The 23,786-nt window shown below is 40.1% G+C and carries 18 protein-coding genes and 1 tRNA gene; all 19 read right to left on the bottom strand.

Annotated features, from left to right (window positions below; all coding sequences use genetic code 11):
* Positions 1–702 precede the first annotated feature (702 nt).
* A complete protein-coding gene (gene rpmB / locus K5Q22_RS09455; RefSeq protein ID WP_001140948.1) occupies positions 703–891 on the bottom strand; it encodes a 50S ribosomal protein L28 in 189 nt (62 codons plus the stop codon).
* Between the two features lie 391 nt (positions 892–1,282).
* Positions 1,283–2,164: a class II fructose-bisphosphate aldolase gene (locus K5Q22_RS09460; RefSeq protein ID WP_004195761.1), complete on the bottom strand. Its 882-nt coding sequence runs from the start codon at positions 2,162–2,164 to the stop codon at positions 1,283–1,285.
* 234 nt (positions 2,165–2,398) lie between these two features.
* A tRNA-Leu gene (locus K5Q22_RS09465) sits at positions 2,399–2,484 on the bottom strand.
* A 290-nt stretch (positions 2,485–2,774) separates the two neighbouring features.
* Positions 2,775–4,379: a CTP synthase gene (locus K5Q22_RS09470; protein ID WP_105119881.1), complete on the bottom strand. Its 1,605-nt coding sequence runs from the start codon at positions 4,377–4,379 to the stop codon at positions 2,775–2,777.
* Positions 4,380–4,571: 192 nt separating this feature from the next.
* On the bottom strand, positions 4,572–5,153 hold the full coding sequence (gene rpoE, locus K5Q22_RS09475; RefSeq protein WP_014637475.1) for a DNA-directed RNA polymerase subunit delta: 582 nt from the start codon (positions 5,151–5,153) through the stop codon (positions 4,572–4,574).
* 127 nt (positions 5,154–5,280) lie between these two features.
* Positions 5,281–8,436, bottom strand: a complete 3,156-nt coding sequence (locus K5Q22_RS09480; protein ID WP_205014453.1) for a pneumococcal-type histidine triad protein — start codon at positions 8,434–8,436, stop codon at positions 5,281–5,283.
* A 33-nt stretch (positions 8,437–8,469) separates the two neighbouring features.
* Positions 8,470–9,390 (bottom strand): metal ABC transporter solute-binding protein, Zn/Mn family, encoded by a 921-nt coding sequence (locus K5Q22_RS09485; RefSeq protein ID WP_205014452.1) that lies wholly within the window; start codon positions 9,388–9,390, stop codon positions 8,470–8,472.
* A gap of 107 nt (positions 9,391–9,497) precedes the next feature.
* Positions 9,498–10,895 carry a glycosyltransferase family 2 protein gene (locus tag K5Q22_RS09490; protein WP_239514882.1) on the bottom strand — a complete coding sequence of 466 codons (1,398 nt, stop codon included), beginning with the start codon at positions 10,893–10,895 and terminating at the stop codon, positions 9,498–9,500.
* Between the two features lie 138 nt (positions 10,896–11,033).
* Complete coding sequence (locus tag K5Q22_RS09495) at positions 11,034–13,178, bottom strand: hypothetical protein (protein ID WP_205014451.1); 2,145 nt, start codon at positions 13,176–13,178, stop codon at positions 11,034–11,036.
* A gap of 8 nt (positions 13,179–13,186) precedes the next feature.
* On the bottom strand, positions 13,187–14,629 hold the full coding sequence (locus K5Q22_RS09500) for a CotH kinase family protein (RefSeq protein ID WP_205014450.1): 1,443 nt from the start codon (positions 14,627–14,629) through the stop codon (positions 13,187–13,189).
* 5 nt (positions 14,630–14,634) lie between these two features.
* Positions 14,635–15,312 (bottom strand): DUF4956 domain-containing protein, encoded by a 678-nt coding sequence (locus tag K5Q22_RS09505; protein ID WP_024384678.1) that lies wholly within the window; start codon positions 15,310–15,312, stop codon positions 14,635–14,637.
* Positions 15,313–15,324: 12 nt separating this feature from the next.
* Positions 15,325–16,020 (bottom strand): polyphosphate polymerase domain-containing protein, encoded by a 696-nt coding sequence (locus tag K5Q22_RS09510; RefSeq protein WP_205014454.1) that lies wholly within the window; start codon positions 16,018–16,020, stop codon positions 15,325–15,327.
* A gap of 286 nt (positions 16,021–16,306) precedes the next feature.
* Positions 16,307–16,999, bottom strand: coding sequence for a transcriptional regulator (locus K5Q22_RS09515; protein WP_228380697.1), 693 nt, complete (start codon positions 16,997–16,999; stop codon positions 16,307–16,309).
* A gap of 54 nt (positions 17,000–17,053) precedes the next feature.
* Entirely contained in the window at positions 17,054–18,451 is a 1,398-nt protein-coding gene (gene pepV / locus K5Q22_RS09520; RefSeq protein ID WP_205014449.1) for a dipeptidase PepV, read from the bottom strand.
* 64 nt (positions 18,452–18,515) lie between these two features.
* A complete protein-coding gene (locus K5Q22_RS09525; protein ID WP_205014448.1) occupies positions 18,516–19,652 on the bottom strand; it encodes a PLP-dependent aspartate aminotransferase family protein in 1,137 nt (378 codons plus the stop codon).
* 3 nt (positions 19,653–19,655) lie between these two features.
* Positions 19,656–20,036, bottom strand: coding sequence for a Rid family detoxifying hydrolase (locus K5Q22_RS09530; RefSeq protein ID WP_024384683.1), 381 nt, complete (start codon positions 20,034–20,036; stop codon positions 19,656–19,658).
* Positions 20,037–20,063: 27 nt separating this feature from the next.
* On the bottom strand, positions 20,064–21,461 hold the full coding sequence (locus tag K5Q22_RS09535) for an APC family permease (RefSeq protein ID WP_105115771.1): 1,398 nt from the start codon (positions 21,459–21,461) through the stop codon (positions 20,064–20,066).
* Between the two features lie 18 nt (positions 21,462–21,479).
* Positions 21,480–22,256, bottom strand: coding sequence for a gamma-glutamyl-gamma-aminobutyrate hydrolase family protein (locus tag K5Q22_RS09540; RefSeq protein WP_205014447.1), 777 nt, complete (start codon positions 22,254–22,256; stop codon positions 21,480–21,482).
* Between the two features lie 183 nt (positions 22,257–22,439).
* Positions 22,440–23,723 carry a trigger factor gene (gene tig, locus K5Q22_RS09545; protein ID WP_024406467.1) on the bottom strand — a complete coding sequence of 428 codons (1,284 nt, stop codon included), beginning with the start codon at positions 23,721–23,723 and terminating at the stop codon, positions 22,440–22,442.
* Positions 23,724–23,786: the final 63 nt, after the last annotated feature.

Raw genomic sequence — 23,786 nt, forward strand, 5'->3', positions numbered from 1 at the left:
GATTCAAACTCAAGCTATCACTAGCTTTCCGTTTTATTGTTTTGTTTTGTCATTGACGATTTATCCTTAGATAAATCACCCTGCACGTTTGGTTCGTCTTCTTTAATTTTCAAAGGTCTTGTTCGTTGTCACGCTCTCGCGACAACTATCTTAGTTTATCATTTCTTAGAAACTTTGTCAACACTTTTTTGAAACTTTTTTTCGTTCCGCTGTTGACCAGTTCCTCAAGAGATAACTCAATTATTCTATCATCTTCTACTGGACTTGTCAACACTTTTTCGAAACTTTTTTTCATTCCGCTACTGACTAGCCCCTCAAGAGACAACTCAATTATTCTATCACGACTTATACACGTTGTCAACCGGTTTTTGGAGATTTTTTTTGGATTTTTTAAACACTCTCTATTCTTCCAGTTCGTGATTCTCTTCTTGTAGAGCCCGTACGGATATGCTCTCTCGTACAACTCCTAATGTCAATCCAAGTTTAAATGTTCGATCTTGGAAAAATCTTCCACACCGATACACAGTTCATTTTTGACAACCTTCCTTCTTTGTTAACTTTTCAACAGCAATATGAAGGGCTATATAGTTGATATTCTTTCCCGTTTATTATGTAGTGACCGAATTTGCTCCTCATCGACTTTATATCTAGACTATTTTTTCAAAAAACAAAAGTCGCTAGATTTTTCTAACGACTTTGTTATTATACGCGTTCAACTTTGCCTGATTTTAGTGCACGTGCTGAAGCCCAAACTTTTTTAGGTTTACCATCAATCAAAACAGTTACTTTTTGAAGGTTTGGTTTAACTGCGCGTTTAGTTTGGTTCATAGCGTGTGAACGGTTGTTACCTGATACAGTCTTACGACCAGTGAAATAACATACTTTAGCCATTGTATCTTCCTCCTCATTTGATCAAATATATCGGATGTGCTAGCACCACATACCATACTATTCTAACAGAAAAGATTGGACTTGGCAAGAATTATTTTCACTTTCTTTTTTTAAAATATCTATACTCATAGGTAAATATTTTAATACTACAGTTTGCGCCCCATCCGTAATTCTTCGTTCTCTAAGCTATTACAGTCATGAAAACTTTGGAGCGGTTTATATTTTAATTGTTCTCTGCTCACTTTTATCGTAGATTTCTTCATAGCGAAGAGCTAGATCAAACTCAATCAACTACATAACAAAAAGGATTCTCGAAAGAAAATCCTTTTTGGTTTACTCTAAGAAACTTATGCTTTGTTTGCTTGGAATCTGAGATTTCTTCGCAGTTACATTAAGCTTTGTTCGCCGAACCGAATACGTCGATACGCTCTTCAACAGATGCTTGGATAGCTTTCACGCCGTCTGCCAAGAATTTACGTGGGTCAAAGAGTTTTTTCTTATCGTATTCTGCTTCATTTGCTTCATAAGCTGCTGCAAACTTACGAGTTGCGTTTGCAAATGCGATTTGGCACTCAGTGTTTACGTTAACTTTAGCAACACCCAATTTGATTGCTTCTTGGATTTGTGCATCTGGAATACCTGAACCACCGTGCAATACGATTGGGAAACCTGGTACAGCTTCAGTCAATTTACGCAAGTGGTCAAGGTCAAGACCTTCCCAGTTTGCTGGGTATGGACCGTGGATGTTACCGATACCTGCTGCCAAGAAGTCAATACCAGTTGCAACCATTGCTACTGCGTCTTCAATTGGAGCCAATTCACCAGTACCTACGATACCATCTTCTTCACCACCGATAGTACCAACTTCAGCTTCAACTGAGATACCTTTAGCGTGCGCCAATTCTACAACTTCTTTTGCTTTTGCAAGGTTTTCTTCTACTGGAAGGTGTGAACCGTCAAACATGATAGAAGTGTAACCAACTTCGATACACTCAAGTGCATCTTCGTAGTGACCGTGGTCAAGGTGAATAGCAACTGGAACTGTAATGTTCATTGATTCAATCAAGTTTGCAATCAAGTTACGAGCTACTTTGTAACCACCCATGTACTTAGCTGCACCCATAGAAGTTTGGATAAGAACTGGAGCTTGTTTTGCTTCTGCTGCACGCAAGATAGCTTGAGTCCACTCAAGGTTGTTTGTGTTAAATCCACCAACTGCATAACCGTTGTCACGCGCTGCTTGGACAAATTTTTCTGCTGAAACTAATGGCATTTCGATAGCCTCCTAATATTTTTTGAGGTTGCACCTCATACTCTTCTATTCTACCATTTTTATTTTGAAAATGCTAGTTGAAACCGTCTAGTTTTGAGAAAACTTTCACATATCTTTTCATGAAAGCCATAATAATGCCTGTTTCGTATCATTCTTGTAATTTATGAACTAGCATATATCGTGCTCTGCACTTATCTGGACAAAGCAAAAGGACTAGCCTTAGCTAGTCCACTATGCGGAGAGTGGGACTTGAACCCACACGACCTAAAGCGGTCACAGGATCCTTAGTCCTGCGCGTCTGCCAATTCCGCCATCCCCGCTTAACACAAGAACTAGTATATCATTAGGAACTAGCCTTGTCAACACTTTTTTTGAATTTTATTTTTTATTTTTACCTTTATTTTTACTTTTTTTGCCAAAACGTATTGATTTAGCCGATTCTTTTGCAATACTCTACTATTGTATAATGCTTAAAACCATCTAGATAATGATGCCATATGGGGGTGGTATTTCGCATTTTCTTCTATAAATACTGACATCTTTTACGTTTCTTTATATAAAATATAAAAGAAGATTGAATAATACCAATCTTCTTCTATAATAATTACACTTATTTTTCATTCTCCATAGCTGCTGAAACAAAGGCTGTATACAAACCTTCAGGGCGATTAGGACGAGATTGTAGTTCTGGATGATATTGGCAGGCAACGAAGAATTTATTTTCTGGAATTTCAACAATTTCTACCAAACGGTTGTCTGGTGACACGCCTGAGAAAACAAAACCTGCTTTTTCAAATTGTTCACGGAATTCATTGTTAAACTCATAACGATGACGATGGCGACGTTGTACAACTTCTTGATTATCATAAGCAGCTGCAGCCTTGGAGCCACGTTTGAGCTTGCTTGGATAAAGACCTAAACGGAGAGTTCCTCCTAAATCTTCTACTCCAATTTGATCACGCATGATGTCAATAATTGGATATTTTGTTTCTGGGTCTAATTCAAAGCTGTTAGCACCTTCTAAACCGAGAACGTGACGAGCAAATTCTACACAGGTCAGCTGCATTCCCAAGCAGACCCCTAGCATTGGCACGTCATTCTCACGAGCATAACGAATGGCTTGTATTTTCCCTTCGGTACCACGTTGTCCAAAGCCACCAGGAACGATAATTCCTTGTGCTTGTCCTAGACGTTCAGCTACGTTTTCTGCTGTCAAATCATTTGCATTGACCCAATCCAATTCGATAGCAGCATCATTTGCATATCCTGAGTGTTTTAGAGCTTCAACTACAGAAATATAGGCATCTTGTAATTCTACATACTTACCAACTAAAGCGATTTTTACTTTTTTCTGGAGATTAAGAACCTTATCTACCATTGCTGTCCACTCTGTCATATCTGCTGGAGGTACGTCGAGTTTCAAGTGATCGCAAACAATTTGATCCATGTTCTGCGCTTGCATATTTAATGGGATTTGGTAAAGATGTTCGACATCCAAGGACTCAATAACTGCTTCTGGAGCGACATCACAGAATTGCGCCAGTTTATTTTTAATTCCTTGTCCAGCAGGCTGCTCTGTCCGAATTACCAACATGTTTGGCTGAATACCTAGACCACGCAACTCTTTTACAGAATGTTGTGTTGGCTTGGTTTTCATTTCGCCTGCTGCTTTGAGGTAAGGCAAGAGTGTTGTATGGATATACATAACATTGTCTGAACCGACATCTGCCTTCATCTGACGAAGCGCTTCAAGGAATGGCAAGCTTTCAATATCACCTACTGTACCACCCACTTCCGTGATGATGACATCTGCATCTGTAGTACGAGCTGCACGCTTAATTTTGTCTTTCAAAGCATCTGTAATGTGTGGAATAACTTGAACTGTCGCCCCTAAGTATTCCCCTTTACGCTCTTTACGGAGGACTTCGCTATAAATTTTACCTGTTGTAACATTTGAATATTTGTTCAGGTTAATGTCGATGAAACGCTCATAGTGCCCAAGGTCCAAGTCGGTTTCTGCACCGTCATCCGTCACAAAAACTTCACCGTGTTGATACGGACTCATTGTTCCCGGGTCAATGTTGATGTATGGATCAAATTTTTGGATTGTTACCTTGAGACCTCGGTTCTTCAATAAACGACCTAGACTGGCTGCTACAATCCCTTTGCCGATAGAGGAAACAACACCACCTGTTACAAAAATATACTTTGTCATGCAAACTCCTTTTCTACGATTCAAGCTAATAGAAAGCGATTTGTGGGGATACTTCCTGTTAACTTGAAGAAAAAACAAAAATAGCTCCCTATCGCTAGGGAGCTCCGACCTCAAAAGAGGTGCCCGATAATATCTTATCGTAATTTGGTAGTCTTGTCAAATTATTTTTAAGAACCTATGGGGATATAATTCTTATTCGTCGACGACCTCTTCATCTGAATACTCGTCGTCATCTTCACCTAAATCAACATCCTCTTCATCCAATTCGTCATCTGGGATAATTTCGTTGATTTCTGAATCATAGGACTCAACTTCATCTTTTTCGTCATCTGGATTTTCATCATCGTATTCTGATGATGCACTACCCGGATAGTTGTCCTCATCTTCTGGATCGTCATGTCCGTAGTCAATCGCATCCTCATCACCGTCCATGAAGGCATTGACACGTTTCTTCTTGCGTTTTGGTGCATCTTCATCATCTTCTTCAAGAGTGATCACTTCTTCATCAATCTCATCGATTGCGTACCAAGAACGTAAGCCCCATTTGTTTTCGCCAAGTGGAATGAAGCTTCCATCCACATTCAAATCAGAATAGAAGGTTGGTAGGGCTGCGCGAATCTCGCTGTTTGATTTTTCAAGGTAGTTTTGAATTTCATTGACCAAGTCGTTGAAATACATTTCGTTGTCACGTCCACGTTCTTCCAAAATAGCACGGGCTACTTCAATCATGGAAAGTTCGCTTTTTTCTTGTCCTGCAAATACGTTAAGTTCCAAGGCTGTTCTCCTTTTTTGTCTTTCCTTTCTATTTTACGCTAAAAAAGGCAAATAGTCAAAGATAATCTTTATCGTTTTTCTGTAAAAAAATACCTGCAGAGCATCCGCGCTACAGGTATTTTGTTTACTATACTTGTTCTTCTAAACTTGGAAGGGAGATGGTCCGTTTGACCCCATCCTTATCTACAAGTCGAACAACTTTGCTTGTTGCATCATATTCGAAAGCTTCAAAAGAAACTTTGTAACGGTCTGAGAGCGTGACCAGACTTTGTTCAAAGGTTTTGAAATCCATGCCAAACTCTTCTGCTCTTCGTTTTAATTCTTCTGTAAACTCGTCAATTTCCTCAGTTTCTTCAGAAATAATTTCTTCATCACTTTCTTCCGTCTCTGTTTCTTCTGTTGATTCAGATGGTGTACTTGGTGTAAATACTCCCCAGCCATCGTCTGAAACAGGGCGTTCTTGTGGATTAGTCATGTAGTATTTAACCGTTGCTAGGAAATCTTCTAAACTATACCCTTCAGGACTTCTTGCACTACCTTGGTCAAACCATTTAAAGGATACATAGTGATAGTGATCTTGATGCGGAATCACTAGAGTCCCGTTGCGTACTTCGGTCGCATAGCCAGCATTGTAGGTCAGTGCTTCAAAAGGAACGACTTTCTTCGCTTCAACTCGGTTGTAAATTTCCTCTGCTGTTTCTTTGGCAACTTGTGGCTGTTCTGGCGTTGTTGTCTCGCCTGCACTTGCTCCTGTTTCAGTTGGTGCAGGTGTTGACGGTGAACTAGAATTAGATTTCTCACGTTGAGCCACCATAGCCTCTGCTGGGATTAACTCGCTTAAGTAATTCAAATCACTCTTGTTAATCCGACGGTAACCATCTGTAATCACACGTGGGATGCGATAGTTATCCGTACCTATTTTCACTTTTGGATCTAATAGGTCTGCCGGATCAAAAATATAGCCGTCTTTTGTTGTATATTTTCCTGCTGCCTTAGCTTCTGCCAATTCTTCTGCCGAGTGAACAATTTGCCAATTTTTCAAACCTGCACGTTTCTCAATCGGTGTGACATTTTTCGCCAATTCTTCAGCGTCTCGTTTATCAAGAAGAGTTTGTACAGCTTCCAATTCTTCTTTAGATAAATCTTTCTTGGAAATTGAACGCAGAGAACCACCTGTCGCTCTTGGTAGACTGAATGCTTGACTAAAGACAAAACTTGCTGGATCTAGTACGTCTTCCGCCGAGAAGATATAGCCATCATTTGTTGCAAATTTCCCTTTTGCACGTGCATCCATGACTTCTTCTGCTGTGTGAATGATTTGCCAATTTTTCAAGCCTAAGCGGTTTGCTTTAGGTGTTGCATTTAGAATTGGGGGAACAAGATCCGTTGCTTCTCCATCACCATGTCCACTTGTAGTCCAAGCAGATGGACGAATTTCAGGATGTTGCATGATATAGCGGATCGTTGCAATCTGTTCCTTACTCAACCATGTGTAAGGTAGGACGTGGATGTGATCAATGTGTGGAATAATAAAGGATTGTCCAGTATCATAGGTCGCATTCGCTCCCTTCATCGGAATCTGATCCATACCGACCAACATGGCTGGCGTAAGATCTCCTTCTGCAAGCGGTGCAATATCAAAGATATACTGCTTATCTTTTTCTGCCAAGGTCAACTCAGCAAAAGAGATCTTCATCAAATCTAGTTCGTCACGACCATACGTATAAGTTTTTCCACCTACTTCCATTTCATAAACAACTTTTCCAGCCAATTTACGTTTAGCCGTTACTTGTTTGTATTCAAATGCAGGGCGATTTTCTTCTTGAATTGGTTTTACAGGTTTTGCATCATTCCCTTGACTTGGTGTTGTGGGGTTAACATCATTTCCTGCTTGTTCAGAAGTTTTCGGTGGCACTTGTTTGCCCACCTTCTCATTAACCCATTCCTCTACTTGCTTGATTTCAAAATCTTCGAGTTCGCCAAAACCAACATAATGGAAATGATCTCCATGACTAGCTATCAACCCTTGATCATCAACTGAGGTAATAGAGGATTTGCTAAAGATGTATCCATCACTTGTAAAATATGCCTTACCATCTAACCCTTTTCCATAAGCAGGAATTTGACGTCCCATATAGGAAATCACTTTCCCTGTTGACTGCTTCGGTTGTGTTGGTAATACTGGTTGTGTAGGCGATACCGGTTGCGTTGTAACCGTGCCATTTGGTGTTACTGGACGATTTGGTTGTGTCGGTGTGTGTTGGGAGTGACTTGCTTGTGCACCAGAAGAAACACCTGCTCCATTTACACCGATCATTCGAGAAATCTTCTCCTCTAAAGGAGACATCTGGCTGTATGGGATAAAGTGGTAATGGTCGCCGTGTGGAACGATGACACCTGCTGCGGTTTTCTTCGTAATCGTTCTTGGGTCAAATACCAATCCATCTGCTTCTACATGGCGTTGAGATAGCGGCGTTGCATCCAATTGAGCCAATAAACTAGCCAAATCCTGACCTTGCCCCGCACTAATTGTTGTCTGTTGAGCTCTATTGTTTCTATCGCCATATTGACTACCACTAGCCGAGCTCACACTTCCTTTTTGATTCCAGTAATCTTGAGCAGCCTTCAATTCGGCAGCTGATAAATCTTTTTTAGGAATAAAGTGGAAATGGTCGCCGTGCGGAACGATAAAGCCATCTCCCGTGTCTTCAATAACATCTGTCGGATTAAAGACATAGCCATCGTCTGTTCTGTAGCGACCGTCTTTACTATTTCCTGCTGCTTGATTCTTACTGTCAGCAGAAGAGATTCCTTTTTGCCGCTCCACTTCTTCTTTGCTACGAACATTTTTACGTTTGCTAGGGTCTTTTAGATAGAGATAGTATTTCCCGTCGACTTTTATGACGTAGCCATCTTGAACTTCATTGATGATGTGACTGTCTTGTAAAACATAGTTCAGGTCCTTCATGACCAACTCTTCACTAAAAATCGCATCAAAAGGGACTTTACCATTATAGTAGTGAAAATGGTCACCATGTGATGTCACATAGCCTTGATCAGTAATTTTAACGACTATCTGCTCAGCGTCAATATTTTCCTTGGCAGAAACTTGATCAGGCGTTAATTGTTCAGCAACGGTAGTTTGTACACTTTGACTATCTTCAATATAGGACACACGATTTTTTTGCTCTTCCATCGCTTGGAAACGTCCAAGCTGATAGCTACAGAGACTCATCCCTAAAACAAGGGCGGCTACGGAGCCAACAACTGCTTTTTTCTTCATTTTTTCTCCTTTCGGTCGATAGAATTCGGCCTTTTATTTTAACTCTCGAGCTAATGTTTCTAAGACTTGCTCTAGATTTTCTAGATAGGTTAAATTATTTTCTGGATCTGCTTCAAGAGGATCCAACACTTTTAAATCCACACCTGTCGAACTCGCCAATGCCTTGGCAAGCTTATCCGAGGCACCTTTTTCTGTAAAAATTGTTTGCACATTGTAGGTGTCAACAAATTCTTTAATTTCCGCCAACTGTCTAGGGCTTGGTTCCTCCTCTGAAACTCCTGCGATTCCCAACTGCTTCAACCCGAAGCGTTGCGCGGTGTAGGAGAAGGCTGTGTGTTGAGTGACAAATGTTTTTGATGTGGCTTTTGAAAAGATTGGACTATACTTGTCTGCCAACTTTTGCGCCTTTTCCTCCAAGGTTGCGGCATTTTGACGATAATAATCCGCATTCTTAGGATCACTTTCTGCTAAAAGTTCACCAATCGCAACAGCTTCCTGACCAACCAAAACTGGATCCAGCCATGTGTGGGGGTCATATAAACTAGCTTCATCAATCCCTTGACCAGCTTCCATGTCTTCTAAGCCTGGAACCTTTGTCAGCGGTAAATTAGTCGAAGCCTCCAAAACCTTGACAGATGAACCTTGCAAATTAGGTTCCAAACGTCCTGCCCAGGATTCCAAAATTCGCGAATGATAGATAAAAACATCTGCATCGTATATGGCCTTTATGTCCGCAGCTGATGGTTCATAAGAGTGTATGCCCTGTCTTGAGCCAATCATTCGAATATCATTTTTGCTCCCAGACACTTCCTTAACCAGTGAATAAATTGGGTAAAATGAGGTGACTATTTTCATTCCTGGCTGCACTTGACTCGCTTCCTTCTGAGCCGAGCAAGCTGCTAAAACAAAACCGAATAAGGCAACAAAACAGCCCCTTATCACTTTCTTTAACATAACTACCTCCTTTATTAACCAGTTAACTATATCACAATAATATTAACCAGTCAAGTATTTTTTGAAAAAAATAAGACTTTCTTTTTATAAGCCAGTCTTACCTTTACTTAAACGAATTGTTTCACTCGTTTGATCTCTCCCCATTCACGCTTCCTCTTTTTATATCCAATAAAACTTGTCAGACGGACAATATTCAATACCCAATGCAAGAAAAAGTATCTAAACAAGGTTGCCAGGAAGGCTTTACACAAATCCATAGGCCCAATAAATAAATCTTGCGAGTAGACGCGTTGCAAAAATGATGCAAAGGTGATTAGTGAGCAAAAAGCACTATAGAGGAAAAAGAGCGATATGAAAAATGAGATGTTTAGTTGATGATAGATCAATGAAAGTAGAATCACGAAACAACCGAAAGTCTCTATAAACGGAGCTAAAAATTCAAATAGCATATAGTAAGCATAGGAAAAATATCCCACCGCCCCAAAACGAACTCGCGATAGCATTTTTCGGTATTTTTTTAGACATTGATAGAGCCCCAAGAACCAGCGACGGCGTTGTTTGCATAAATCACCGATAGAGCTCGGTGCTTGACTCCAACAAATGGCACTGGTTTCATAGCAGATTCGATAAGGAATATTGTTATTTCTACAGAAATAATGCAATTTCATGACTAGCTCCATATCTTCTCCTAGTGTCTGCCTATCATACCCCCCAACTGCTATGACATACTCCTTGTAAAATAACCCAAAGGCACCTGATATGATGAGATTGGATTGCAAATAGTCCAATAAAATTCTACTCCCTAAAAAAGAACAGTCATATTCGATAGCTTGTAAACACGGGAGCACCGACCACGGCAACTGGTAATGGCTGACCTCTCCGTCAGTTATTCGTACCCCTTGTGAAACTTGGACGACTCCACCAACAGATATGACATTCTCCCATTTCTGCATGGGACGGACGAGGTTTTTCAGAGAGTTTCTTTGTAACATCGAATCTGCGTCGATACACAAAAAATATTCGTGCTTGGCTGCGTTGATCCCGAGGTTAAGAACATCCCCTTTGCCTCCATTTTCTTTTTCAATCAATGTCAGACAAACAGAACCAAACTCTTGTTCTGAGATTCTGTGATAAGGACGACAAGAAAGCTTGTAGTCAATTTTTCGTTGACTGTCCTTCATCTGAAAATAGTCGCGAACCAGTTGTGCTGTTTGATCTTTAGAACCATCATCTAATACAATGATTTCATAGACAGGATAGTCCAATTTCAATAAGGATTCTATGGTGGAAATAATGGTAACTTCCTCGTTGTAAGCTGGGACCAATATAGATATTGGTGGATAATTGCCCTCGCGCTCCTCTAACTTCCTCCGTCGCTTTCTATAGCGCTCATGGAGATGAATACCTCCTGTCACTACAGAAAGCAACAAGAAGCTTGCGTACAACACTAAGTAAGTCAAAAACAAGAAGCGTGAAATCGTTAAAAAAATGCTTAACCAAGTCATCCCTGCCCCCTTCTAATTAGCGCTTGCGCTCGACCATTTGTGGTTTCTTATAAAAAAGTCTACGTTTGATAATATAAGCCATATTAAAGATTAAAATAGCAATGCAAATAATAATATAAAAATACAAGACATTGTGTATCATTTCTCTTCCTCTTTCCAATAGTCTTTTAGCATGGTGTATGAAGTTTTTAGAACTCCTTCTACGGTAGGTCTATTCCATTTTTCCAAGCGATAGTTTTCCATCTGAATATACTCCCCTTTTTTCCACTCACCTAAACCAAGCTGGATAGAATCAATCGCTATCTCCGAAACACCATAATGTTGATAATAGTCATCGTGTATCCTTCCTTGTGAGGGATTTGAAAAATTTAACAATTGCCACGGAATCCGAATTTCTATAACCTTCTCTCCAAAGTAAATATCCGCCTGCGAATCAAACTCTTTTGCTCCCCTCTGACTGTTTCCAGAACGTAGCCGTCCCGTTTCATAAAGCGGATTCCATTTATCTTCTCGTTCGGCTTTTTCCAAGTCTTCAAAAATCCGATTGTGTTTCAATACAAGCGATGCCGTTGTAAAGTGCGATGAATCTTTTTTAGGAATATCAACAAATGGGTCACTTCCGCTTGTTTGTTTGAGATAGTTAGCTCGAACCGCATCATATCTCTCCTGAACCAATAAACGGCTGTTGCTTTCCCCATCTATAGCTAGGAGAAAATCTGCTCTCCCTAAGAAGTGTACTCTTTCATCCTTCCATTCCATACTGCCGGTCTTCGGTGTAATATCAATAGGAATCAGCCACCGATTTGCACCATCGGTCTTTACGGCAGTCTTTTGAATAGCTAAATATAAATAACTTTCATCCCCATCAACAAGTAATTTATTCCCGTTATTTTCAGTAATAGCTTGCTTTTTCCACTCCTCAAGCGAGCCATCAAGACTGTGATTCTTTACTCGATTTTCAAACGCCATCAAGCCGAAGCCTTGATTATTTGATTGAGCATCTCCCCATTGGAAACGGCTGTGCCGGTCTGTTGTAAAAGCTGTATTCCAAGTACGAGCGCCCCAATCATCTTGCCAGGACTCAATGATTCCTCCTACAGCACCTGTCTTTAAAAATGCTCGAAAATCCCTAATCAACATTTCTCCCTGCTGTGTTTCTGTTAGGGGTCCTTCTATATCTCCTTGATTCAGGGCTGTAATGGCTCTAGAAGTCGAATAACCATAGCCAGAAATCAAGACAGGAACTTGATGATAGCGCGTTAGGAGACCGACATAATTTTCTGGGTAGTTTTCTTTTTTTATTTTTGCAACATCTTCTATCGAAAAACTTGGATTTTCCCCAAGGTAATCAAGTGCTTTGGGGTGATAGTCCAACAATTGATAGGAAGCAAATACGCCTGTTCTTAGGCGATCGCTTACCGATAGATTTTCAACGTTTAATTGAGCATATTTTGAAGCTTGCGCTGCGAAGGGTTTTCGATAGATAAATGGGTCTGTTAGGGTCGAACTGGCAAAACTCACCAAGTGTTGCCAGCCATATTTTTTAGTCTCATAAACAACCATTTCATCCAACACTTCAGCTAACATCGCCTCAAAAGTCGTGGCAGTCTGACCTGTACTGATATACTCTCCCTTATAAGAAGTCTGCTTCACTTGATGATTGGTATAAGCGACTGTCGAACCATTCCATTGGTCACCAACGATAAAACCAAGCACCCATTTGGAAACATCTTTCCGATAGTAATGACTCCCCAAGTCGGTATTCCAGACTTTTCTTCGACCATGGATGACATCAACGGCATCTTTTACATCCTCCAATAGTCGTCCTCTATATTGGGGATGGTAGGCATCAATAGCTGTATTATCTCGAACATCATCCACTCGAACCCCTTGCAAAAGATAAAGCGGCTTATCTGACTGACGATTGTGCTTATCCAAGGCAACATAAAAATCAACATCCATAATCGTTTTTACACGAATGGTATTGGCTCCCATGTCTGAGATGCTCTTCATCCATGACAGGTAACGTTTCTCTCCAATAGCAAAATCATTTTGATGGTAGCCAGCTATGCCACTATCTATTGTTACCCCTTTGACAACAAATGGATGCTCTCCCCCTTTTGTTTTCCGTACCAATTCCTGATTGCGAACCTGGAAAGTATAGTTAATAGTCTCTTCCGAGTACACCTTAGGGATATACAAACTCCCATCAAAATAATACAAATAATAACCAACCGTCAATATGCAAACCAGTATACTGACAACTATCAAATACTTTTTCATAGCCCCTCCTAATAATCGACTAGCGTATTTGTATTTTTGGATGGAGCACAGTATTGATACAAGGTTTCAATATGCTCATCCAACCACTTCCCACGATCTTCAATAAAGGCTTTTACAACATGCACAGCTTCTTCGTAACTTGCTTGATTGCGTTCATAGGGCTGGAGATAGTTATGTTCATCCATTTTTTGCAACTGAAAGACGTAGCCCCATTTATCATTATTTCTTTGAATGGCTGGCCCTAAAAATTGAACTGTCTTATCAATATGATCGTGAAGACGTTTGGTACTGAGCAGATTTTTGCGTAGTTGATGGTACTTATGAACGACTAAATCGATAAACTCCTTATCCTTGATCATCATGCTAAACCACGGAACCTCCAGCATCGAGAAACCTGCTCGATCGTATTCTACATCGCTGTGGTTATCAAATGCGTTGTTAAAATCCCATACAGCAATCTTCATTTTATCTCGCAAATCCTTGTAGAGATAGGTGGAGAATATTCCTGCATCCGTATTACGGAAGAATTCATTGATAACGAAATAGGTCGCAAAAGCATTCTTATCTACGTAGTGCCCGTACTGTTTTAAATCGTAGGAGTATAGGATTCTCTCAATCTTACTAATATCCTGCTGGATAAAGTCTTTTTGAGCCTCTGTTATTTTTCGGACATTTGGATAGCGAATATCTAGCGATGACTGATCTGCTTGATAGGTATAGCCAACATAGTTATCGACTGGATTTTTTGCCTTGTGCGGTCGGTCCCAAACAGCAATATATGATGTTTTCAAGGAGCGTTTGTCACTTTTTTCAATAGGGATTCTATGCACTCCCTGTTCTATACTCTCAACAATTAAATACAAACCTTGGTACTCTCCGTTAATCATCACTTCACTATAACGGACATTGGGAGCATACTCCATCAATTCGCCAGCTAGGTTATAGGATATATAATTTCTCAGCAGACTCCTATCCAGAAATGGACCATGCAAGACCCACTCGGACTCCTTTGGCATTCCCGCAACCGTGTGCTCTACATCCTCTCCTTTTTTATCAACAAAACGTAGTTTAATTGATTTCTTATCAAAATGCCGAGAGGAATTGCCACGATACGCTATCTCCGCCAACGTTTCAACACGCGCCCCATCCCCGACACGGTTTACTTCATCTAATTTATCGTACAGCCGAACAGTTCCTCGTACAGATTGTTGTCTTGTTCCACCTTCATTTTCTCCTCTTTCTAGAGGAATTACCTTCCCATCCAGAGTGTCAATTTCAATAATCGGTAGGTGGCTGGCCAAGTGCTCAACTGGACTCACTGGTTTGGCAGATAGAGAAACTTTATGATGGTAAAATCGTTCTTTATGCTGTTTTAGGTCAAGCATCCGTAGACTAAAAATACCAAGCAGCAACCCGATAAAAACTAAGTAATACAGTATTTTTTGTTTCATAGATATTATCCATTGATGTCATCACTTTGAGTCACGACATTAAAATAGTCTACCTCCCCCAACTGATAGACTTGTTCAACTAAGCTATTATCTGCCGAATAGTATTTGTCATAAACACGCCGATTGACCTCAAAAATCAGCTCCAACATATCTGCTTTTGTATTTTTTACACGTTGAACAACATGTCCGTTAAAATACTGGAAGAAGAGTCCTTCCAAAGGAACTTCTAACTCTCGATTAGCTCGTACAATTAATAACATCCGATTTTCATTTTTAACCCTTCCCCAGATGAGAAGCAGCAAGAAAATCACACTACTTCCAATCATTGCCACTATATAATCTCCAACACCACAACAGATTCCAACTACAATCGTCCAAAAAATATAGGTTGTATCACGAGAATCCTTCACTGCTGTCCTAAAACGAACCACCGAAAGTGCACCAACCATACCCAAGGACAGCGCCACATTATTCCCAATAACGGTCATAACAGTCGCAGTCAGTACCGTCAGTGTCATGAGCGATATGTTAAACTTTTTACTATAGGTCGTTCCAGCATGCGTATAGGCATAAGAAACGTAGATAACTCCTCCTAAAATAGCTGCCACCACAATATGCATAATCATATCTTGGATTGTCAATGTTCCATGTTGTTCTAAAATATTTCGTAATAAATCTTTCATCTATCTTCCCTCTTAAAATCTATAATGTTTACTGATCATTCTTCCCATACAATATTTACTAGCACTCAATTCACTGCCATCCACCTCTGCCAACAAATCTTTGATATGCGACAATAGAAATCCATTGTACTTTACTTCTAAAATTACCAGATGAGGATCCAACAAACTGTATTGCAGCAGATGGTTATTAAAGATGTCGTAGGATGCTTCTGTCCCGCGTACTTGAAAATCAAACGTGATTCGAATATCGTTTTCAGGAGAAATAAAAGCTTTCCGACGGTATTCAATAATCGTCTTAGGTTTGTAACAGTACTGGTTCATACGGCAATAAAGTTCCGTCGCTAATTTATCTGGATAGGCCAATAACACTGAAGTGTTCCCTTCAATTAATGACATCGCATCACTTTTTGTCATCAAAAGGGAACGTTTCCGCTGATTATCTCCCTGCTTCTGCTTCAGCTCTAATTTGGCATTTTTCGAACCATTTCCATAATTCCTTAAGCGAATCTTCCGACGATTTTCAAGACCATCTTCTTTTTCCTGCCAATCAACATCCTCTAAAGAATCAAAATAGAGGGAACGTACGCAGTAGCCATCTTCTTTTCCATAGCTATCCACTTTTAGTATTTTTTCTAACTTTCCGCTCAAATAATAATACATTTCTAACGGAAGTAGATACTTCTTCTCCTTCCGCAACACTTCATTAATCAAGCCATGTCACTCCATTCCTTTTGCCATTTTCTATAATAAAAAATACAATTGTATAGTTGTCTTATGATTATAGTATAGTTCTTTGCTATTTTCTTGACAACCCTTCTACTCAAAAAAACATATAAACTACAGGGATGTGTATTTTGTCTATGCTACGTTACCTCTGCTTCAACATTTACTCCTCTCCTAGCACTCACTTCCTCAAAATAAAAAAACCCGATCAAAATCGAGTTTTACAAACAAGTTGTTTCAATATAGCCTATCATCCTAGATGACCATCGTTTTAATTATCAACGAAGCCATTTGCTTCATTTTTTATAATTTGAATGTATTTATAAATACTTACTTCTGACATTTTGAAAGCTGTAGCCACCTGTGGAATAGCGTCTTTGAAATCAAAGAAACCTTTTTGATACAAGGAGCGTACAACTGCTATTTTTTCTGTTCTTGATAGTTTGAATCGCTCAACATCTTTCCCATGTGTTTCTTGTTCAATCGCAGCCTCAATCATACTACCAGCAGTTGTATAGAAATTTTCAACGATATTTGGTTCTTCATGTTCTACTTGCTCATTAGCCAGTTCTTCATTGACATCTTCCAAGGCCGACTCGAACAAGCGCTTCAAGGTTAGCATCTTCGATTTATCAGCATTGACACAAATCATGCCGAGCAACTCACCAGTATCATCTTTTATAAAGAAACTAGAGGAATACAATTCCTTCCCGCCCAAAGTTTTTGTACGATAATTTACCAGATAATCCTTTTCCTTATAAACCTTCGACTGGAGTACATCCAACACAAAATCCGTTGCTGGAGCACCAATATCACGGCCGGATAAATTATTTTTTATATAAATCAACGAGTGATCTAGCCCCTGCGAAAAGTCTTGTAGCACAACTTCGGTCTTCTTCCCCAAAATTTGAGCCAAAAAATCAACCAAGGGAATATAGTGATTTAATTTTGAATTCATACTCATATCCAGACTCCTTATACATTACTTGTATCACACCAGACTGAAAATCGCAAATTTTTAACACGAACACGCCAAATTATAGATTGTTTCCGAATAAATGGCCACAATTCGCAGTAAATCTTCCACTTCCATGTATTCATTCGCCTGATGCATGGTATCTTCCCTATCTGGAAATAGCGCACCGAATGCAACTCCTTCTTCCATCAGACGAGCATAGGTAGCTCCTCCAATAACCAGCGGAGCTTCTTGTCCGCCTATTTGGTCTCGATAAACTCCTTGCAGACATTGAACCAGCTCAGATGATGGAGAAACAAAATGCGGGCTCAACTTCTCATATCCAGCCACTTGGAAACATTCTCCCAGTTTTGATGCCATCAAAGTCTGAATCCTAGAGAATTCAATCCCTTTTGGATAACGGCAATCACACAAAATCAGCCCTCCAGCTTCTTCGGTGTAAGATACCAGACCAACATTGACTGTCAATTTCCCCATCTCTGGATCCTGATAAGCAATTCCGAAATTTTCCCCAAATGAATCTTCATGGCAGTCAGCCAATAATGATAGAAAATCTTGTTGATTTGTAGAAACTCGTGAATAAGCATCCAAGAAACGAGCCAGGTGGGTTGCTGCATTTTCCCCTAAAAATGGTTTGCTACCATGAGCGGATTGCCCAAATAATGTCAGGGTAACATTCTTCTCCTGTCTGCATACTTCACCAGCAATTCCAGAATAGTCATTTATAAAACGATAAAATGCTTGGGATATTTTTCCAGGCTCCTCTGCTTCAAGTACTGCAACCGCCTTGTCAGGAACCATATTCACCTGCACACCGGCATGAAATTCTTTCAGATAAAAATCAGGACGATTCACACTACCGGTCGTGATTTGCAAAATACTAGTCCCCTTTTCACCATGGATAACAGGGAAATAGGCATCAGGAACCCAGCCAACCTTGGGAAAACTACGGTATTTTTGATAAGCCTTCATACATTTCCATTCGCTTTCTTCATCACTTCCAATGATAAAACGAACGGTCTTCTTTGGATGTATTCCTAACCGTTGCAGTATTTTTATTGCAAAGATGGCGCAGACCAACGGCCCCTTGTCGTCCAATACTCCTCGACCGTACAATCTTCTTTCTCGCAAAGTCGGTACAAAGGGATCTGACAACCATCCTTCCCCAACAGCAACAACATCAACATGCCCCATAATCCCAATAACTTCATCGGAGTTTCCCCAGTCTGCTTGAACAACCAGATTATCGATTATCTCTGTTTTCAGCCCTGTCTCATTCAATAATGTTTCGACCGCATATAGGGCACGTTTGGGGCCTGGTCCGACCGGACACTCCTCGCTCGCTAGACTATCGTCTCGAACAGAGTTAATACTCACCAAGTCACAAATATCTTGCAACAACTCCTCTTCATACTTCTTTATTTCATTTAACCAATTCATACTAACCTCTTATCTAAAAATAAAAGAACCAGACGGGAAATTCCCTATACTGGTCCTTTATACCTTAAGCAAGTGCTTGTTCAAAATCTGCCAGTAAATCTTCGACATCTTCAATACCGCAAGATAGGCGTAGAAGACTATCACTAATCCCTTGTTCAGCTCTTTCTTCTTTACTCAAACAAGCATGGGACATGGTTGCTGGATGCGATAAAATGGACTCTACACCACCTAGACTAACTGCTAAAATCGGTATCTTAATCATCTTAGTAAAGGCTAACATATCCTCTTTTGAGTAAAATTCAAAGGAAAGTACCGCACCGCCATTTGCAGCCTGTCGCATCTGTACAGAATGATTTGGATGATTGACCAGACCTGGATAATGAACTTTTTTTACTTTTGGATGAGAAACTAAATAGTCTGCAATTGTCTGCGCATTGTGTACAGATTGCTTCATCCGAAGCCCCATTGTTTTCATACCACGCAAAATCAACCAGGCATCCTCGACACCAACAATTCCTCCAAAATTTTTTTGGAATAGTTTCAGCTTATGATAATATTCTTCGTTGTTCGTTGCAATCAGTCCAGCAACAACATCGCTATGGCCATTGATAAATTTCGTTACACTTTCAACAACAATGTCCACACCTAGCTCCAACGGCCTCTGATACAAGGCTGTCATGAAGGTATTGTCAATAACGGAAATCAAGCCATTTTCTTTAGCCACTTCAACCAAGGCACGAATATCTACTACCTTTAATAAAGGATTTGAAGGAGTTTCTATATAGAGCATCTTGGTCTGGTCCGTTATCACCTTACGAACCTGGTCCAAATCAGCCATATCTACGAAACTTGTTGAAATGCCATATTGTGGCAAGATCTTCGTAGCAAATTGACACGTTCCACCATACACCTCAATAGGAAAGATGACATGGTCTCCAGCTTCCAATAACATCAAAACATTTGATATTGCGGCCATACCCGATGCAAATGCTATCGCAAAGGTGGCTTGTTCTAAGCAAGCTAAGCCACTTTCTAACGCATCCGTTGTCGGGTTCGAAAAGCGTGTGTATAAATACTTTTGCTGGTCACAATACAATTCTGAATTATGAAAAGTTGAGGTTTGATAGATAGGAATCGAGGCCGCCCCTGTATATTCATCTAACACTGGATAACCATGTAACAACCTTGTATTGTCTTTCATTCCCTATACCTCCGCAATTGCTTCAATCTCTACAAGTGCTCCAAAAGGCAAGCGGCCTACTTCAAAAGCCGTTCTAGCAGGGTAGTCCCCATCAAAGAAAGTTTGATAGACAGCATTGAAACTCGCAAAATCCTCTATATTGTCTAAATAGACTGTTGTCTTGATAATATTTTTCATGGAAGATCCATTATCTTCTAAAATAGCTTGCACATTCCGCAACGACTGCGCAACTTGCCATTCGATTGATTCTGGCTGATCAATTTTGCCTGTTTCAACATTAATTGGTAGTTGTCCTGATGTAAAAATCAAATTTCCTACCTTACTAGCCGCAGAATAACTTCCTACCGCAGCTGGAATTTTTTCACTTGAAATACGTTCTACCATATTCGATTCCCCTCTTTGATTCCCCTTTTAGTTAGTCGCTGTAGCAACTTTTGTTTGACTATTTTTCCAAATCATCAGCACAATCGGCAAGATAACATAGCCGATAACCATAGCTGTGATTGCAAATACATTGGCTACGACCTCACCATTTTCCAAGGTGATGGTAAATTGTTGAGCCCAGCTAAATTTATAAAGCAATAATAATGTAAAGGCTAGTGCAAGACCTGGAATGAAGACATCGACAACTGGATTTTTCTTAACATCTTGCAATGCTTCTCCCCGTTCTTTGCCCAAATAGAAAATGATAACTGCCAATGGTACGATGATAAATTGAATAAAACGTGAAATTGAGCTAAGGACAATGATACTGCTCATATTGAAACCGAAGGCCATCGGTAATAAAATAGCAATCCCAATCGTGATAAGGAATGAAGTCAGTGGGAAGCCATTTTCAGTACGTTTTGTAAAGGCACTTGGAATTTGTCCCTGCAAGGCCATCGCTTCCAAAATACGAGGCGTATGGAAGGAAGCGGCCACATTGATACCAAACATAGAAACTAAAGCACCTATTACAATCATACTACGAATAATATTATTGTCAAATACTTCTGCCAAGGCTACAACTTCCGTAGTAGAAACAATCGCTTCTGGGTTAATCATCATAGCAACCCCAACAATACCAATATAAATAGCTGCAACAATAGCAATCGCCAACGGGATCGCTCGTGGTAAGTTTTTCTCTGGCGCTTCCATATCCTCAGAACCACTCGCTACACTTTCAAAACCAGTAAAGGCATAGAAAGCTGCAATAATCGCCATACAGTAAGCACCCATGTCTAGATTGGAACCCAAAGGTTCGCCTGCACTGTTCATAATGGAACTAATCGTACCGAATTGGTTAACATTGCCAAATAAGACAATAGCCAAGCCAACAACGATTGTCGTCACCAAAGCGCCAACTTTTCCGATAGTAGAAAGGTTATTGATGACTTCAAAAATTCTTGTACCGAATATATTTACAAGTAAGAGTACCGCCATCAAACAGATAAATCCGAGAGTGATATAGGTCATATTTGTATTATCCAACCCAAATATACCAAGGACAGTTTTTACTACCGCAGTCCCCATAACACCCCAGGCAATACTTGCTGCAATATAGCGAGTAATTCCGACATAAAAACCAACATTATCTCCGAATGCTGCCTTGGCATAGGCATAGGCTGCACCACCTTTAGAAACGTACTTAGCCGCTGCTGCAAAAGTAATCGCAAGTACTGAAGCAAATACTGCTGCCAGTAAATAGACCAGCAAGGCTTGTTGCCCCGTAGAAGCAACTACCGTACCTGGTGATAGGAAAATTCCCGTCCCGATAACGGAATTAATAGTCAGCAATACGATGGAATAAAAACCTAATTTCTTTTTCATGACCTTTTCCTCCTACTCTCAAACGGCCATTTCATATAAAATCTCTTCACTTGACATACCTTGCGCTGCTTCAACCAAGGCTTTAAAGAGACGACACATACCCGCATCGCAATGGTGTAACATTTCAGGATGCCACTGTACACCAATCATAAAAGGATAGTCAGTACTTTCAATCGCTTCAATCACACCATCTCTTGCCCTCGCTACAACTCTGAAACCATCTCCCACCTTACGAATCACTTGATGATGGAAAGAGTTCACCATCACTTTTTTCTCTCCCAGCACGTGATAAAGTACAGAATCTTCTTCGATCTCGATGGAGTGAGTTGCTAAGTCTGGATGATGGGCTTGCCAATGCTTGATTGTCACACCTTCCGCATAGGATAAATCTTGCCAAAGGCTACCACCGTGTGACACATTGATGATTTGACATCCACGACAAATCCCTAAGATTGGAATTCTCTTTTCTTTAGCTTTTTGTAAAAGTTGACTATCGAACCAATCGCGCAATGGGAAAATATCCCCTAATTTCTGATCTGGTTCTTCATCATAATTCAAAGGATTGACATCGTGCCCCCCTGAAAGAATTAATCCATCAATACTACCAATATAGCCATCAATGACTGTCTCATCTTGACTAATCGGAATAATGAGCGGAATCCCTCCGCTGCGTATAACAGAGTTTACATAATCTTCATTTACATAAGCTCTATGATAACCAGGAAACATCCCTCCTGAATCAACGATAATACTCGCTGAAATCCCAATAATCGGCTTAGAACACTTTGATTCCATAGCCATCCTCCTTGTTTTATAAAATATTATATTTTTTTATAATCAAATTATAATACAAAAAGAAAACGATTACAATACTTTTTTATAAAAAAATATATTTTTTTATAAAAAAGTATCATATCGCATTAAAAAGATGATTAAACAAAAAAACCCGACCAGAGTCGAGTTTTCCAATTTACATTATTATTTTACAGTTGCAGTGCTTGTGATCACTTCTACAGCTTTCTTCACAGCGATGTCGTGTTTAAGCATTTCTGGTGAAAGCAAGCTACGAACTTGTGCTACTTCCATCTTGTAAGTTGCTGCCAAGTCTTCGATTTCTTTGTTGATTTCTTCTTCAGTTGCTTCGAAACCTTCTGCTTTAGCTACTGCTTCAACAACCAAGTTTGTCTTCGTACGTTTTTCAGCATCTGCTTCGTATTGTTTATGAAGGTCTTCACGAGTTGTACCAGTGATTTGGAAGTACATATCTGGTGAGATACCTTGTTGTTGCATACCACCCAAGAATTCGTTGATTGCACGGTGAACTTCTTCGTGGATCATTTCTTCTGGCAATTCAACGATTTCAGCGTTTTCTACAGCCAATTCAAGAGCTGCTGATTCAACTGCATCGTCAAAGGCAACTTCTTTTGCTGCTTCCAATTCTTTACGGTACTTAGCTTTCAACTCATCAAGTGTTTCCACTTCTTCGTCGATATCTTTTGCCAACTCGTCATCCAAAGCTGGAACTTCTTTTGCTTTTACTTCGTGGATTTTTGTCACGAAGAGGGCTGGTTTACCAGCAAGGTCAGCTGCTTGATAGTCTTCTGGGAAAGTCACTTCAACGTTTACTTCTTCACCAGCTGCGTGGCCTACCAATTGTGCTTCAAAACCTGGGATGAATTGACCTGAACCAAGTCCAAGTGAGAAGTTCTCACCTTTACCGCCGTCAAATTCAACGCCGTCGATAGAACCTACAAAGTCGATAACAACTGTGTCGCCTTCAGCTGCTGGACCTTCTTTGATGACCAATTCAGCCAAGTTGTTGCGCTCACGTTCGATTTTTGCATCTACTTCTTCGTCAGATACTTCTTTAGTTGCTTCTACTGAAACTGCCAAGTTTTTGTAGTCACCCAATTTTACTTCAGGTTTTGTCACAACTTCAGCAGTGATTGTCCAGTCTTGGCCTTTTTCCATAGATACAACGTCGATTTTTGGTTGTGCAACGACTTCAAGACCAGCTTCAGCTACAGCTGCTTCATAAGCTGCTGGCAAGAGTGCATTTACTACATCTTGGTAAAGTGCTTCTTCACCGAATTTTTGGTTGAAAACGGCACGTGGCAAGTGACCTTTACGGAAACCTGGAAGATTGATATCTTTCTTAACTTTGTTGAAAACGCGGTCCAATTCTGGTTTGATTGCATCTTGACCGATTGTGAAAGTCAAAACGCCGCGGTTTGTTTCTTTTGCTTCAAATGATACAGACATTCTGTCATTCTCCTTAAAATTTTATTGCATACTCTTCATTATACCACAAATGACAAGGATTTC

The organism is Streptococcus sp. 2018162, from assembly GCF_019754175.1.
In the GTDB taxonomy this organism is placed as follows: Bacteria; Bacillota; Bacilli; order Lactobacillales; family Streptococcaceae; genus Streptococcus; species Streptococcus hashimotonensis.